This window comes from Caballeronia sp. LZ043, from assembly GCF_031451075.1.
Taxonomy (GTDB): domain Bacteria; phylum Pseudomonadota; class Gammaproteobacteria; order Burkholderiales; family Burkholderiaceae; genus Caballeronia.
Window position 1 is genome coordinate 1,316,790 of the sequence record NZ_JARUXT010000001.1, and the last position, 14,138, is coordinate 1,330,927.

Below are 14,138 nucleotides of genomic sequence, written 5' to 3' on the forward strand. Positions count from 1 at the left end.
AGGGGTTGTCCATATCATTTTTAATATGTAGCAAAAATTTCGTCAAGGTGTGGCTTACCCGCAAAGCCTGGCTGTACGTGATTTGGCGCGTTATTTTGAGTGATCGACTTGGAGACCCGAATTCTGTACATTCTGCCCGCGGCCCGATTTGCGTGACGTCCATTTGTCGCGCGCCGGTTTCGCGGTAACTTTTTCCAGCCTGGCCTGCTCGGTGGCCGGGCGCATCTCTGGATCTCAATGGGCGACGCCATCCAATCGTCGACAACGCCACCGCGCCTGGCGTTGTCAGGCATCAGCAAGCAGTATCCGTCGGTCAAGGCGAACGACGGCGTGAATCTGGTCGTCATGCCGGGTGAAATCCACGCCGTGCTGGGCGAAAACGGCGCGGGCAAGTCCACGCTGATGAAGATCATCTACGGCGCCGTGCGGCCCGACGAAGGCGAGATCCGCTGGGAGGGCGAGGCCATCGAGATCGGCAGCCCGGCGGCGGCGCGCAAGCTCGGCATCGGGATGGTGTTCCAGCATTTCTCACTGTTCGAAACGCTGACGGTGGGCGAGAACATCGCGCTCGCGCTCGACGAAAAGTTCGACATGAAGGCGCTCGGCAAGCGCATTCGCGAGGTGTCGAAAGACTACGGGCTCGATGTCGATCCGCAGCGCCATGTCCACAGCCTGACGGTCGGCGAGCGGCAGCGCGTGGAGATCGTGCGCTGCCTGCTGCAGAATCCGCGTCTGCTCATCATGGACGAGCCCACGTCGGTGCTCACGCCGCAGGCGGTCCAGAAGCTGTTCAAGGTGTTGCGCCGGCTCGCGTCCGAAGGCTGCAGCATTCTCTACATCAGCCACAAGCTCGACGAAATCCAGTCGCTTTGCGAGAACGCCACGGTGATGCGCGGCGGCCGCGTGACCGGCAATGCCGATCCGCGCCGTGAGACGCCGGCGTCGCTCGCGCAGATGATGGTCGGCCATTCGCTGCCGGACTACACGCGGCGCGAGCACCAGCCGGGCGAGATCCGGCTCGCGGTGAAGAACCTGTCGGCGGCGAGTCCGGATCCGTTCGGCACCTCGCTCGACAACGTCTCGTTCGCCGTCCACGCGGGCGAGATCTTCGGCATCGCGGGCGTGTCGGGCAACGGCCAGGCCGAATTGCTGGCGGCGCTCTCGGGCGAGATCCGCGACAAGCACATCGCCGCCGATGCCGTGTCGATCTGCGGCAAGCCCGCCGCGCGCCTGAGTGCGGGCGGACGGCGGCGGCTGGGCTTCGCGTTCGTGCCGGAAGAGCGGCTCGGACGCGGCGCGGTCCCGGCGATGTCGCTCGCGGACAACGGCCTGCTCACGGCCCACAGAGAGAACATGGTGCGCGGCGGCTGGATCCGCTCGGGCGCGGTGCAGGCGTTCGCGGATCGCTGCATCAAATCCTTCGACGTGCGCTGCGGCGGCAGCGGCGCGCTCGCGCAGAGCCTGTCGGGCGGCAACCTGCAGAAGTTCATCGTCGGGCGCGAGATTCTCCAGGAGCCGAAAGTGCTGGTGGTCGCGCAGCCCACCTGGGGCGTCGATGTCGGCGCGGCGGGCTTCATCCGACAGCAACTGCTCGATCTCGCGGCGCGCGGCGTCGCGATTCTCGTGATCTCCGAGGAACTGGAAGAACTCTTCGACATCTGCGACCGGCTCGCGGTGATCGCGGGCGGCAAGCTCTCGCCGGTGCGCCCGACCAGCGAAACCAACGCGGAAGAGATCGGCCTGTTCATGGCCGGCCTGTTCGACGGCAAGCGCGCGCAGGCGGCCGAACTCGATTCACTCCCGAAGTAAGCGAACGATGATCTTTCCCTATCGACTCGAAGCGCGCCCGACGCCGTCGCGCGCCATGCAGCTTGCCGTGCCGGTGGTCGCCGCGGTCGCGACGCTCGTCATTGGCTTTCTGATTTTCAGCCTCGTCGGCCAGGATCCGCTGCGCGCGATGCACGCGTTCTTCATCGAACCGCTCTCGAGCGTCAACGGCTGGTCGGAACTCGTGCTGAAGGCTTCGCCGCTGTGCCTGATCGGTCTGGGTCTCGCGGTCGGCTATCGCGCGAACGTGTGGAACATCGGCGCGGAAGGGCAGATGCTGCTGGGCGGCATCGTCGCGGGCGGGATCGCGATCCATGCCGGCGATGCCTCAGGCTGGTGGACGCTGCCGCTGATGATGGCGGGCGGCGTGATCGGCGGCATGTTGTGGGCGGCGATTCCGGCGTTGCTCAAGAGCCGTTTCAACACCAACGAAATCCTGACGAGCCTGATGCTCACCTACGTCGCGGCCCAGTTGCTGATCTATCTGGTGAGCGGCCCGTGGCGCGACCCGGACGGCATGAACTTCCCGATCTCGGCCATGTTCGGCGACGACGCGCTGTTCCCGCGCCTCTACGGCGACTGGCACTGGGCGTGGCTCAAGGGCACGCGCATCAACGCGTCGGTGTTTCTCACGGCAATCGCGATTCCCTGCGTGTGGGTCTTCATGCGCAAGAGTTTCGCGGGCTTCCGGATGAACGTCGGCGGCCTCGCGCCGCTGGCCGCGCGCTATGCCGGCTTCTCCGACAAGAAGACCATCTGGACCTCGCTGCTGCTCTCGGGCGGCCTCGCGGGCTTGGCCGGCATGGGCGAGGTGGCCGGGCCGATCGGCCAGCTGCAGGCGGGCTGGTCGCCCGGCTATGGCTTCACGGCGATCATCGTCGTGTTCGTCGGCCGGCTGCATCCGGTGGGCATCGTGCTCGCGAGTCTGCTGATGGCGCTGCTCTATCTCGGCGGCGAAGCCGTGCAGACCTCGCTGCAACTGCCGCAGGCGCTCGCGGGCGTGTTCCAGGGCCTGCTGCTGTTCTGCCTGCTCGGCTGCGATCTCTTTGTGAACTACCGCATTACGCGGCGTTCGGCGCATCACACCGCTTAAGCTTAACGAGAGCAGAAGACCATGGATATCAATCAGGCCAGCAACCTCGCCTCGAGCGCCGTCATCGCCGCGATCCCGCTGATGTACGCCGGCGCGGGCGAACTCGTCGCCGAGAAGTCGGGCGTGCTCAACCTCGGTGTGGAAGGCATGATGCTGATGGGCGCCGTCACCGGCTACGCCGTCACCGCGATCACCGGCAGCCCGTGGCTCGGCATTGTCGCCTCGGTGTTCGCCGGACTCGCGATGGCCCTGCTGTTCGGCTTTCTCACCATCACGATGCTCGCCAACCAGGTCGCCACCGGCCTCTCGCTGACGATCTTCGGCATTGGCTTCTCGGCCTATGTCGGCAAGCCGTACACCTCGGCGGCGGTGCGCGCGAGCATCGACGTGATGCCGATTCCCGGCCTTTCGTCGATTCCCGTGCTCGGCCCGGCGGTGTTCTCGCTGACGCCGCTCGGCTATCTCGCGTTCGTCATGTTCGCGGTGATCGGCTGGTTCCTCTACAAGACGCGCGCGGGGCTCGTGCTGCGCTCGGTCGGCGAATCGCCGGCGGTCGCGCATTCGGTGGGCTTTCCGGTCGTCGGCGTGCGCTACGGCGCGACGCTGTTCGGCGGCGCGATGGCCGGCATCGCGGGCGGCTATTACTCGATCGTCTATCTGCACGTCTGGCAGGAGCAACTGACCTCGGGTCGCGGCTGGATCGCGCTCGCGCTCGTCGTGTTCGCGACCTGGCGGCCGGGACGCCTGCTGATCGGCGCGCTGCTGTTCGGCGCGGTGATGGCGCTGCAGTTCTACGCGCAGGCCATCGGCGTGCCGGTGCCTACACAGTTTCTCGCAATGCTGCCGTACATCGCGACGATCGTCGTGCTGGTGCTGATCTCGCGCAACCTGAACACGATCAAGCTCAATGCGCCGGCGTCGCTGGGCAAGCCGTTTTTCGCGGCGAGCTAGCGGTCCGTCACGGCACGCCCGGCGGTTTCGTCCGTTTTTTTGGCCGACCACACTCTGTCACACGCACAACCGATTCACACACAACATCGACCAGGAGAATCACAATGAATAAACCATGGCTCAAGGCCGTCGCCGCGACGGTCGCGCTGTCGGCCAGCGTCGCCGCGATGAGCACGCAGGCCGCCGATGCGCCGGGCGTCGCGTTCGTCTATCTCGGCAATCCGGGCGATGCCGGCTGGACCTTCGCACACGACGCGGGCAGCAAGGAAGCCGAAGCGAAGTACGGCAGCAAGATCAAGATCACGCGCGTGGAGAACGTGCCGGAATCGGCCGACTCGGAACGCGTGTTCCGCGATCTCGCCAACAAGGGCAACAAGGTGATCTTCGCGACGAGCTTCGGCTACCAGGATTTCGCGCTGAAGGTCGCGAAGGACTTTCCCGACACCACGTTCCTGACGGCCACCGGCTTCAAGAAGGCGAAGAATTTCGGCACCTATGACGTGCGCATGTACCAGGGCGCGTATCTCGCGGGCGTCGCGGCCGGTTACGTGACGAAGACCAACACGCTGGGCTTCGTCGCCTCGGTGCCGATTCCGGAAGTGGTGCGCAACATCAATGCGTACACGCTGGGCGCGCGTTCGGTGAATCCGAAGATCCACACGAAGGTCATCTGGATCAACAGCTGGTTCGATCCGGGCAAGGAAAAGCAGGCGGCTGAAACGTTGATCGGCCAAGGCGCCGACGTGCTGTTGCAGAACACGGATTCGAACGCGACGCTCAACACGGCCGCCGAGAAACACGTGTATGCCTTCGGCTGGGATTCGAACATGAAGAAGTTCGGCCCGAACGCGCATCTGGGTTCGGTGGTCGCGCACTGGGGCGTCTATTACAACGACGTGATCCAGAAGGTGATCGACGGCAAGTGGAAGAACGATCCGGTGTGGCTCGGCATTCCGCAGAAGGCCGTGGACCTCGAAGACCTGAATACCGGCGTGATTCCCGCGAAGGCGGTGCAGGCCGTCGCCGCGAAGCGTGACGAAATGCATGGCGGCAAGTGGGATGTGTTCAGCGGTCCGATCAAGGATCAGTCGGGCGCGGAGAAGGTGCCGGCCGGCAAGACGCTGACGGATCCGGAACTGCAACGCATCAACTGGTATGTGGAAGGCGTGGACGGTTCGCTGCCGAAGTAAGGATGCTGGCTGCCGTCGAAACAAAAGCCGCGCTTCGTTGTGAAACGAAGCGCGGCTTTTTGCATCCGGCGTGTGAACGCGTCAATCCTCGAGGCGGATGCCGACCTTGAGCGTCACCTGCCAGTGCGCGACCTTGCCGTCCTCCACGTGGCCGCGCGTTTCCGTGACTTCGAACCAGTGAATGTTGCGCAGCGTCTTCGAGGCTTTGGACAGCGCGACGCGCACGGCGTCGTCGCTGGACTGGGGCGAGGAACCGGTGAGTTCGATCTGCTTGTAGACGTGTTCCGACATGGTGTTCTCCGTTCTTGATGATGGGCGGCGCGAATGGCCGGTGGCGTCGCGAGAAGCTTGCAATGTCGTTGCAGCAAGGCGCGCGCCATTGTCTGCGGCGGCGCGCGGCTTCCATTAGAGAACATGCAGGCGTGCGGGAATAGTCGGGGTTTGCGCGAGGGACGTGCCTGAACCCAGGCCCTGAACGCATCGGGCCTCGCAGGGAGGCCCGATCGTTTCATGCTGCTTCACGCTACCGGAGGTTCGGAAGAGAACTCAGCGCAGCGGACGCGATGCAGCGTCGCCCGCATCCTGCCGGCGCGCGCCGCGCCGCCTGCGCGCCGAGACGGTCGCGCCGAAGTCGTTCAGGATCTGGGTGCGGGCGCGGCTTGCGAAAACCAGGAAGCCGAAGCCGTTGGCTTCATACCAGTAGCCGCCGTTCTCGAGTCCGTCGAGCGGTTGTTCGAGCGCATTGGTGATGGATTCGACACAGCGCCGGTGCAGTTCATCGATGGCTGGATAGGGCGGCTGGGCGCCGCGCACGCTGCACAGGAGGACATCGAGTCCGGGCAACGCATGGGCGTAGAGCACCGGTTCGTCCTGCGCGCGAGCGCGCGCGATCTTGGTGTCTAGCTGACCGAAAGGCCTGAAATGCCGGAGCACGGCGAGAAACGACTCGTCGCCGTCGGCTTTCACGCGTCTACGCTTTTTCGGGAAGGACATAAAAACTCGCCTGAAAAAGAATTGCAAGAAACGCAGCGTCCTCATGCGGCCACTCCCGTCTTGCGCGCCGCACGTCGATCTTTTATAGCGCATCGATGTGAATAGGTCACGGTGATTCGGGCCAAGGATCACGACCGGCGATTTGCACGGCCTCCTGCCTGATTGCACGATCCTGGCGCACGATTCATGCCGTTGACCGATTGGCGGCCCGCTTGGCATCCATCTGGGCATCCCTCTGAGCATCTAATCCCAATAATAGTCCCGCTCCTGCCCGCAAGAACAGCTTTCGTAAAGAAAAAAGCGGCAGGGCGCACTAATGGACACCCACGGAAGTGGGCTGCTGTGGTTGGAGACCCGCGCACGCCGCGCGGGTTCCTGAAAATCTCAATCCACAGGCGTGGCTAGACGCGCGGCGCGTTCTTCAGTTCGTCGCGGATTTCGCGCAGCAGCAGCACATCTTCCGGCGTGGACGGCGGCGGGGCGGCTTCGGTGGGCTTGCGCAGGTTGTTGATGAACTTGACCATCAGAAAGATGATGAACGCGAGGATGATGAAATTGATCAGCACCGTGATGAACGAGCCGTAGCCGAACACGGCCACGCCCGCGGTCTGCAGGTCCTTGTACGAATCCGGGTTGCCCTTGAAGGTTGGGGGTATGGGCCCGAGTTTGATGAAGAGATTGGAAAAGTCGAGGCCGCCGGTGGCGAGGCCGACCACCGGCATGATCAGGTCTTTCACAACGGAGTTGACGATCGTCGAAAATGCGCCGCCGATGATGACGCCGACCGCGAGGTCCATGACATTGCCCTTCAGGGCGAAGTTCTTGAATTCTTCGATCATGCTCATGCGCGGCTTCCTCCAGTTGAAGTTCGAAACGATGAATCGGGGTAAGGCGACAGCAAGGGCTATGCCATTGAAACGCCGGCGAGCCGCGCCGCGTCGGGCATTGCGGCGTGGACAGCGTCCATGATAGTCAATTCGACTGGGAGCCGCCCGCGCACCGCACATCTCATCCTGCTGCCCAGGCGTTACTTCGCCGGCACGCGTCCCTGGCTGATCGCCGCGCAGAACGCGGCGTGATCGGCCACGGTCTGCGCGCCATAGCGCTCGGCCCAGGTCGCATAGGCGGCATCGAGCCGGTCCGAACTGCCGCAATAGCCGGCAATGAGCGCAGCATCGCCCGTGCGGGCGTGGGCGCGCGCGAGCAGCATGCCGAGGCACCAGGCGTAGAAATCGAAGGTGGCGCCGTGCAGCCAGTCCACCGGAATCGAGCCGCGAATCTGCTTCATCTGGCGTACGTAGAAGTCGCGGCCGGAGATCGTGGTCCAGCCGAGCAGGGCGTCCGACGAGCTCTGCATCAGCCGCTGACCGTGCACGACGCGCCGTCCCTGATGCTGGTACGGCTCGTCCAGCGGCGGCACGAACGGCGCTGCGGCCGGCACGATGCCTTCCTTCACCTGCACGAACAGCGGATCGCCGAGCGCGCGGCCGAGCATCAGCACCAGGTAGGCGCGCGTGCCGACGCTGCCCACGCCGACCACCCGGTGCGCGACATCCGCCACATCATAGCGTTCGAGCATCATGCGCCACTCGCCGGCGATGGTCTGCAGATAGGCCTTCAGGCCATCGATCACATGATTTTTCTCGGCGGCGTCGAGTTGCGTGAGGATCGGCGGATCGACCTTGAAGCGATAGCCCTTGCCCACCGGCTCGGCGACCTTCGCGAGCATGGTCGCGTGCGAGCGCTTCATCGCGCGCTCGACGGTCTTCTCGATGGTGGCTTTCTCGTCGGCGTCGAGCCGGGTCGGCGCATCCATGTGCAGGGCGCTCGCGTAGCTGCGCATCTGCCAGAGATCGTACGGATTCACCTGCCAGAGCGTCGCCATGGTCGTGCGATAGCCCGCGCACGCTGACCGCACCGCGCGCTCGCGTCCGGCCGCGTCCACGCCGTTCTCGCGCGCCGCGACATTGATGCTCGCAGTCAGGCGTTTCAGGTCCCATTCCCACGGTCCGACGAGCGTCTCGTCGAAGTCGTTCAGATCGAACACCACGTCCTGACGCGGCGTGCGGAACAGGCCGAAATTATTGATATGGGCGTCGCCGTCGATGATGACGTTGTGCCCGATCGAAGGCGATTTCGCCAGGTCCCATGCCATCACAGTGGCGGAGCCGCGCAGGAATGCGAACGGTGACTCCGCCATGCGCTGCATGCGCAGCGGAATGAGTCGCTCCTGCCGGCCGGCGTTGCCCGCGAGGACGCGCTCGACCGGATCGGGCCGGGCAGGGTCTGGCTGCCATGCGGCGTGCTGCTCGAACGGCACCGCGTCGCGCAGCGCGCGCCCGGCGGCGCGGCTGGCTTCGGCCGTGCCGCCGGCCTGGGGATTCGTCGGAGTGGAACCGGGGCGCGTGGACAAGGCAGGTTCTCCTTGGGACTTGAATGCGGTGGAGCGTCGGGCAGATGCGCAACGGTGTCATGGACAGGCACGTTTTACACGCTGTACGCGTCGGGCGGACGGCAGCGCACACGAGCACGCGGCGCATCCACGTCCAAGGGAGCGCCAGCAAGCCGCGCGCCGTGCCCTTCCATGGGCACGCAAAATGCTGTTTTCGATCCGCCTTACACGTCCGCAATGCACGCAGCACACACCGTACGATCCCGACGCCGCGCGCGTCATTACTCGAATCCGATCATCTCATGCCGAACGAATTCCGCATTGCCGAAGGCTCCCCATTTCCGCTCGGCGCCACCTGGGACGGTAACGGCGTCAACTTCGCGCTGTTTTCCGCGAACGCCACCCGGGTCGACCTGTGCCTGTTCGACGAGAAAGGCGAACAGGAACTGCAGCGCATCGAACTGCCCGAATACACCGACGAAGTCTGGCACGTCTATATCCCCGACCTCAAGCCCGGCGCCGTCTACGGCTATCGTGTGCATGGTCCTTACGAGCCGGAAGCCGGCCATCGCTTCAACCCGAACAAGCTGCTGCTCGACCCGTACGCGAAGGCGCATGTCGGGGAGCTGAAATGGGACCCGGCCGTGTTCGGCTATACGCTGCTCGCCGAAGGCGACGATCTCACCTTCGACGAGCGCGACAGCGCGCCCTTCATGCCGAAGTGCCAGGTCGTCGACCAGAGCTTCTCCTGGACGCACGCCACCCGCGTGCGCGTGCCCTGGGAACACACGATCTTCTATGAGACCCACGTGCGCGGCTTCACGAAGCGCCATCCGGCGGTGCCCGAGCACCTGCGCGGCACCTTCGAGGGCCTCGGCCAGAAGGAAGTGGTGGAGTACATCAAGAGCCTTGGCGTGACATCGGTCGAACTGCTGCCGATTCACGCGTTCGTCAACGACAGCCATCTCACCGACAAGGGCCTGACGAACTACTGGGGCTACAACACGATCGGCTTCTTCGCGGCGGACCCGCGTTACTTCGCGCGCGGCGCGGGCGTCGTCGCCGAATTCAAGGAGATGGTGGACCGTCTGCACGAAGCCGGTCTCGAAGTGATTCTCGACGTGGTCTACAACCACACGGCGGAAGGCAACGAGCGCGGCCCGACGCTGTCGTTCCGCGGCATCGACAACGCGTCGTACTACCGGCTGATGCCGGAAGAGTCGCGCTATTACATCAACGATACCGGCACCGGCAACACGCTGAACCTGTCGCATCCGCGCGTGCTGCAGATGGTCACCGACAGCCTGCGCTACTGGGTCACGGAGATGAACGTCGACGGCTTCCGCTTCGACCTCGCGACGATTCTCGGCCGCGAGCCCTATGGCTTCGACGAAGGCGGCGGGTTCCTCGACAGCTGCCGTCAGGATCCGATTCTGTCCAGCGTCAAGCTGATCGCCGAGCCGTGGGATTGCGGCCCGGGCGGCTATCAGGTCGGCGGTTTTCCGCCGGGCTGGGCCGAGTGGAACGATCGCTATCGCGACACGGTGCGCGCTTTCTGGAAGGGCGACGAGGGCGAAGCGCCCGAGCTGGCGACGCGCATGACCGCGTCCGGCGACAAGTTCAACAAGCGCGGCCGGCGTCCGTGGGCGAGCGTGAACTTCATCACGGCGCACGACGGCTTCACGCTGAACGATCTCGTCTCCTACAACGACAAGCACAACGAGGCGAACGGCGAAGACAACAAGGACGGCCATTCGGATAACAAGTCGTGGAACTGCGGCGCCGAAGGCCCGACCGACGATGAAGAGATCCGCACGCTGCGCGAGCGCCAGAAGCGCAACCTGCTGGCGACGCTGCTGTTTTCTCAAGGGACGCCGATGCTGCTGGCCGGCGACGAGTTCGGCCGCACGCAGCAGGGCAACAACAATGCGTATTGCCAGGACGACGACATCAGCTGGGTGAACTGGGACATCGATGAAAACGGTCTCGCGCTCACCGAGTTCGTGCGCAAGCTGACGACCTTGCGGCATACGCTGCCGGTGCTGCGCCGGCAACGCTTCCTGACCGGGGAATATCGCGAGGATCTGCAGGTCGCGGATGTCCGGTGGCTCAGTCCGAGCAGCGACGAGCTGACGCAGGAGCAATGGGACGATCCGAACATGCGCTGCTTCGGCGTTGTGATGGACGGGCGCGCGCAGGCGACGGGCATTCGCAAGCCGGCGTCGGATGCGACCTTGCTGCTGATCGTGAATTCGTACCACGATGTCGTCGACTTCACGCTGCCGGACGTTCCGGGACCGGACGAGTGGATCTGTCTGATCGATACCAACGCGCCGGTCCGCGAGGAGCTGCCGGTGTTCGGTTCCGACGATGTCTACCAGGTGACGGGCCGCTCGCTGCTGCTGTTCGCGCTTCAGCCGCGCGGCGCGACGCGACGCATCTTCAAGCGCCTGGAAGAAGCGCTGACGGATGAGATCCCGCCGCAGGACGAGTCGAAGCCGACGGATCAGTAAGACGGCAGGTGAGTCGCTGATCGGGGGGGCGGTATCATGCGATCTTTGCGATGGCAATCGAAGGCGGCGCGAGCCGCCTTCTTTTTTTCTCCGATTTCGCCGATGGCCGCTTCAACCTTGCCTGACCGCGCGCGGTTTCTCTGCCGCGCCGCGCGCGCCGCATGATGCTGCGAACGCTGCTCTATCTCGCGAACTGGGATCAGCTCGAACGGATCTGGGCGTTCGTCGTCGGCTTCTTCAAGTTCCTGTGGGGCCTGCTGCGCTTTCTCGGCGGAGGCGGCTGAGCGCGCGTGTTACTCGCGCCAAAAAACAAGGCCCCGCGTGCGGGGCCCTGGCTTATGCAGATGAGGCGGATACGAGGCGGATCAGGTGTCGCGCCAGCCGTCGTCGTTGTTGCCGAGATCCATGCCGCCGCCGCCGCCGTCGCTCCAGTCGTTGGAGCCATTGCCGAAGTCGAGGCCGCCACCGCCGCCGTTGTTGCCGAAGTCGAGACCGCCGTTGTCGTTCTGCGCCGGACGATCGACCGGCACATCGCGCTCGATCACGCGATCGCGTCCGTGCGACAGCGCCTCGCCGAGCAGCACGCCGGTCAACAACCCGCCCATGCCGCCGCCGAACCCGCCGCCGCCTTGCTGGATGATGACGGGCGGTTGTCCCTGCTGCGGGGGATAGGGTCCTTGCTGTTGCGGATAAGGCGGCTGCTGGCCGCGGCCGAAGCGCTCGGCTTCCTGCGCATACGGCGACGCGTTCGGGGCGCCAGCCTGCGCAGCGGCGGCCGGGTCCGGGCGGCCTTCGGCGCGGGCCTTGAGGCTCGCGACCTGATTCTCCAGATCCTCGATGGCGTACGGCGGCACCGGATTCTTCGCGTTCGTCAGGGACTCGACGGTGTCGCGCAACTGCGCTTCCGCGCCCTCGACGTCCTTCAGCAGCGCCTCATGTCCCGGCGCGGTCGAGAGCCGCACATCGAGCTTGAGCGAGCGCACTTCGTTGAGGAGGTCGGTGGCGCGCTTCAGTTGCCCGCGGCGGTCGGTTTCGGCCTGGCCGTCGTCGCGTGCCCGCGCGCGCCGCAAGCCCCAGCGCAGCACCAGCGCGATGGCCGCGATCAGCACCGCGAAGCCGATCCACGCACCCATGCCGATACCGTGCTTCTGCGGCGCGGCAGCGGCGGCCTGATCCTGGTTGAACGGATTGCGCACCGCCGTGGTGTTCGCGCCGTTGTCCGAGCGCGGCGAGATGGTCGCGCGGGTCGAATCGGCTTGAATGCGCGCCTGGGTGGCGGCGAAGCGCGACGGGTCGGTGAAGCTCAGCGAAGGATCGATGGCCTTGGCCTGCTGCAGATGCGACAGCGCATCGCTGTAGCGTCCTTCGCGATCCAGCACCTGCGCGTACAGGTAATGCGCGTGGGCATTCTTCGGATGGGCGTCGAGCACTTCGCTCAACTGCGAGTCGGCTTTCTGCCAGTTGCCTTGGGTCATCGATTGCTCGACCTGCTGCACCGTCGGTAGGGCGAAGGCGAGCGGCGAAGCGAGCGACAGCGACAAGGCGAGGGCCGTCAAAAACTTTTTCATGAGGCGGGCCGGACGCGATTAACGTCCGTCTCCTTTCGAAGCTGCAAACATGTCCTGCTCAGAGTCCTGCTCAAGATAGCGCATCACGCTCCGGCGCGTTGCGAACCGGTGAGTCCACGGCGCGCCAGATGATTCAACTGCACATGCAGCCATCGCGCAATTACTGCGCCGGCGGATTGACCTGCTTCTTCAGCGCTTCGAGGCGGTCTTCCACCGACGGCCCGCGATTGAGCGCGGCAAGCTTGTCGTCGAGCGCCTTGCCGGATTTCTGGTCGGCGGAGTTCAGGCGGGCGTCGGAGCGCGCGTTGGCCAGCTGGATCTTGTCTTCGAGCTTCTGAAAGTCCTCGGAAAGATTCTTTCCGCCGATCCCGCCCAGCGCCGTGGCCGCGGTGTCCTTCGCCTGCGCGATCTGCTGCTTGGCCTGGAGGATGTTCGAACGCGCGTTGAGGTCGTTGCGGCGTTGACGCATGTCGGCGATCTGCGTCTTCAGATGCTCGACCGACGGTTCCAGCGTCTGCAGTTCACCGGCGAGTGCGTCGCGCTCGGTTTCGGCGTTGGCTTGCGCCGCGAGCGCTTCACGCGCCAGGCCTTCGTCGCCGGATTGCAGCGCGCGGCGGGCGCCGTCCTCGTACTTCTTCGCCTTGTCGGCGGCGGCGTCGCGCTTGCTTTGCTGCGTCGCGACCTGCGCCTCGATCTCGATGAGCGAGTTCTCCGCCTTCGCAATGCTGTCGTCGAGCTCGCGCACGATCTGGCGCGCGTCACGCGACGGGTCCTGCATGGTGTCGGCGGCGTCGTTCAAGAGACCCTTGACCGTGCGGGTGATCGAATCGAAAAGCGACATGTATTTCTCCTGGATGAAGACTGCGGCTCGCCTTGTGCCGCGTGCCCCTGTGCACGTTCAGCAGGCGTGCGCGGCGCGTAGGTGAAGGGCAAGGTGCGGGATTGCAAGCGTGGCTCGAGAAAAACTTCCGGCGAGGGCTTGCGCGACCGTGCGAATGCGTCGGGTTGATCCGCCCATTAGAGCACGCCCGGGCTTAATCCGACCTTAACCTGACGTTAGGGAGTGTAACGAAGGACGCGTCAAGGCTGGTACGGAGGCGAGACGGCCTCAATGACCGGAGCGCGAGCCATCGGTGAGCGAGGCGTCTTCGCCTGTACCGATCGAGTTGTCTTCGTTGAGGGAGTCGGCCGTGTGCGGGGTCGTGGCGCCGGCGCCAGGCAGTTCCGGCCGAATCCGGGGCGTCAGGGCAGCGCGCTTGGTGGCGCTTGCCGCCGCTTCACGCGCCTCGCGGGCGGCGGCCTTGGCGGCGACGCTCTTCAGCGCGACATCGAGCGGATCGGGCGCCTTCGGGGCGCGCAGGCGGTCGACGATGCCGGCCGCCTTGATCTGCTCGCTGGTGGCGTTGAAGTTCAGCACGGCGCGGCGCATGAGTTCGCTCACGCTGATGCCGAGCGTATCCGCTGTCTTGCTGATGGCCAGCTTCTGCGCGGGAGTGACAAAGACAACGATGCGTTCGCTGGGTTTGGTCGACATGGGCGGCTCGCAAACAGTAAGGCGATCGTAACCGGACGAGTGGCGGGACGAATCGCAACTTCGGTTCATCAAACGGC

13 protein-coding genes are annotated in these 14,138 nt (G+C 64.9%); 6 read left to right on the plus strand and 7 right to left on the minus strand.

The annotated features are described in order from the left end of the window. Positions 1–237: 237 nt before the first annotated feature. From QCE64_RS05880 to QCE64_RS05895, 4 genes are all read left to right on the plus strand, one after another. Positions 238–1,809 carry an ABC transporter ATP-binding protein gene (locus tag QCE64_RS05880; RefSeq protein WP_310003057.1) on the plus strand — a complete coding sequence of 524 codons (1,572 nt, stop codon included), beginning with the start codon at positions 238–240 and terminating at the stop codon, positions 1,807–1,809. A 7-nt stretch (positions 1,810–1,816) separates the two neighbouring features. Beyond that, positions 1,817–2,920, plus strand: coding sequence for an ABC transporter permease (locus QCE64_RS05885; protein ID WP_309915597.1), 1,104 nt, complete (start codon positions 1,817–1,819; stop codon positions 2,918–2,920). Positions 2,921–2,941: 21 nt separating this feature from the next. After that, positions 2,942–3,871 (plus strand): ABC transporter permease, encoded by a 930-nt coding sequence (locus QCE64_RS05890; protein WP_310003060.1) that lies wholly within the window; start codon positions 2,942–2,944, stop codon positions 3,869–3,871. 104 nt (positions 3,872–3,975) lie between these two features. Then, positions 3,976–5,061 (plus strand): BMP family ABC transporter substrate-binding protein, encoded by a 1,086-nt coding sequence (locus QCE64_RS05895; protein WP_309915600.1) that lies wholly within the window; start codon positions 3,976–3,978, stop codon positions 5,059–5,061. 81 nt (positions 5,062–5,142) lie between these two features. Here QCE64_RS05895 and QCE64_RS05900 read toward each other — a convergent pair whose 3' ends face one another. From QCE64_RS05900 to QCE64_RS05915, 4 genes are all read right to left on the minus strand, one after another. Further along, positions 5,143–5,352: a dodecin gene (locus tag QCE64_RS05900; RefSeq protein WP_309832023.1), complete on the minus strand. Its 210-nt coding sequence runs from the start codon at positions 5,350–5,352 to the stop codon at positions 5,143–5,145. A 255-nt stretch (positions 5,353–5,607) separates the two neighbouring features. Then, a complete protein-coding gene (locus tag QCE64_RS05905) occupies positions 5,608–6,099 on the minus strand; it encodes a hypothetical protein (RefSeq protein ID WP_309915602.1) in 492 nt (163 codons plus the stop codon). Positions 6,100–6,455: 356 nt separating this feature from the next. Further along, complete coding sequence (gene mscL / locus QCE64_RS05910) at positions 6,456–6,899, minus strand: large conductance mechanosensitive channel protein MscL (RefSeq protein ID WP_309808131.1); 444 nt, start codon at positions 6,897–6,899, stop codon at positions 6,456–6,458. A 182-nt stretch (positions 6,900–7,081) separates the two neighbouring features. Beyond that, the gene (locus QCE64_RS05915) at positions 7,082–8,467 is read right to left on the minus strand and encodes a DUF2252 domain-containing protein (RefSeq protein ID WP_310003063.1); all 1,386 of its coding nucleotides are present in this window, start codon (positions 8,465–8,467) and stop codon (positions 7,082–7,084) included. A 281-nt stretch (positions 8,468–8,748) separates the two neighbouring features. On the opposite strand from QCE64_RS05915, the gene glgX reads away from it, so the two are divergent. Further along, positions 8,749–10,959, plus strand: coding sequence for a glycogen debranching protein GlgX (gene glgX / locus QCE64_RS05920; RefSeq protein ID WP_309915605.1), 2,211 nt, complete (start codon positions 8,749–8,751; stop codon positions 10,957–10,959). Positions 10,960–11,120: 161 nt separating this feature from the next. Then, the gene (locus QCE64_RS05925; RefSeq protein WP_309808134.1) at positions 11,121–11,243 is read left to right on the plus strand and encodes a hypothetical protein; all 123 of its coding nucleotides are present in this window, start codon (positions 11,121–11,123) and stop codon (positions 11,241–11,243) included. 81 nt (positions 11,244–11,324) lie between these two features. Here the strand turns inward: QCE64_RS05925 and QCE64_RS05930 are convergent, their stop codons facing one another. The 3 genes from QCE64_RS05930 to QCE64_RS37900 all read right to left on the minus strand — a co-directional run bounded on the left by QCE64_RS05930 (position 11,325) and on the right by QCE64_RS37900 (position 14,061). Further along, a complete protein-coding gene (locus QCE64_RS05930; RefSeq protein ID WP_309915608.1) occupies positions 11,325–12,527 on the minus strand; it encodes a tetratricopeptide repeat protein in 1,203 nt (400 codons plus the stop codon). A 160-nt stretch (positions 12,528–12,687) separates the two neighbouring features. Beyond that, positions 12,688–13,368, minus strand: a complete 681-nt coding sequence (locus QCE64_RS05935) for a PspA/IM30 family protein (protein ID WP_309915611.1) — start codon at positions 13,366–13,368, stop codon at positions 12,688–12,690. Between the two features lie 267 nt (positions 13,369–13,635). Further along, positions 13,636–14,061: a plasmid mobilization protein gene (locus QCE64_RS37900; protein WP_404987299.1), complete on the minus strand. Its 426-nt coding sequence runs from the start codon at positions 14,059–14,061 to the stop codon at positions 13,636–13,638. Positions 14,062–14,138 lie beyond the last annotated feature (77 nt).

What these genes read in the sequence shown, in the direction of transcription:
- QCE64_RS05885 (WP_309915597.1), top strand. Translation starts at nt 1,817, where the DNA reads ATGATCTTTCCCTATCGACTCGAAGCGCGCCCGACGCCGTCGCGCGCC.
- QCE64_RS05905 (WP_309915602.1), bottom strand. Translation starts at nt 6,099, where the DNA reads ATGAGGACGCTGCGTTTCTTGCAATTCTTTTTCAGGCGAGTTTTTATG.
- QCE64_RS05880 (WP_310003057.1), top strand. Translation starts at nt 238, where the DNA reads ATGGGCGACGCCATCCAATCGTCGACAACGCCACCGCGCCTGGCGTTG.
- QCE64_RS05925 (WP_309808134.1), top strand. Translation starts at nt 11,121, where the DNA reads ATGATGCTGCGAACGCTGCTCTATCTCGCGAACTGGGATCAGCTCGAA.
- glgX (WP_309915605.1), top strand. Translation starts at nt 8,749, where the DNA reads ATGCCGAACGAATTCCGCATTGCCGAAGGCTCCCCATTTCCGCTCGGC.
- QCE64_RS05930 (WP_309915608.1), bottom strand. Translation starts at nt 12,527, where the DNA reads ATGAAAAAGTTTTTGACGGCCCTCGCCTTGTCGCTGTCGCTCGCTTCG.
- QCE64_RS05935 (WP_309915611.1), bottom strand. Translation starts at nt 13,368, where the DNA reads ATGTCGCTTTTCGATTCGATCACCCGCACGGTCAAGGGTCTCTTGAAC.
- QCE64_RS05895 (WP_309915600.1), top strand. Translation starts at nt 3,976, where the DNA reads ATGAATAAACCATGGCTCAAGGCCGTCGCCGCGACGGTCGCGCTGTCG.
- mscL (WP_309808131.1), bottom strand. Translation starts at nt 6,899, where the DNA reads ATGAGCATGATCGAAGAATTCAAGAACTTCGCCCTGAAGGGCAATGTC.
- QCE64_RS05890 (WP_310003060.1), top strand. Translation starts at nt 2,942, where the DNA reads ATGGATATCAATCAGGCCAGCAACCTCGCCTCGAGCGCCGTCATCGCC.
- QCE64_RS37900 (WP_404987299.1), bottom strand. Translation starts at nt 14,061, where the DNA reads ATGTCGACCAAACCCAGCGAACGCATCGTTGTCTTTGTCACTCCCGCG.
- QCE64_RS05900 (WP_309832023.1), bottom strand. Translation starts at nt 5,352, where the DNA reads ATGTCGGAACACGTCTACAAGCAGATCGAACTCACCGGTTCCTCGCCC.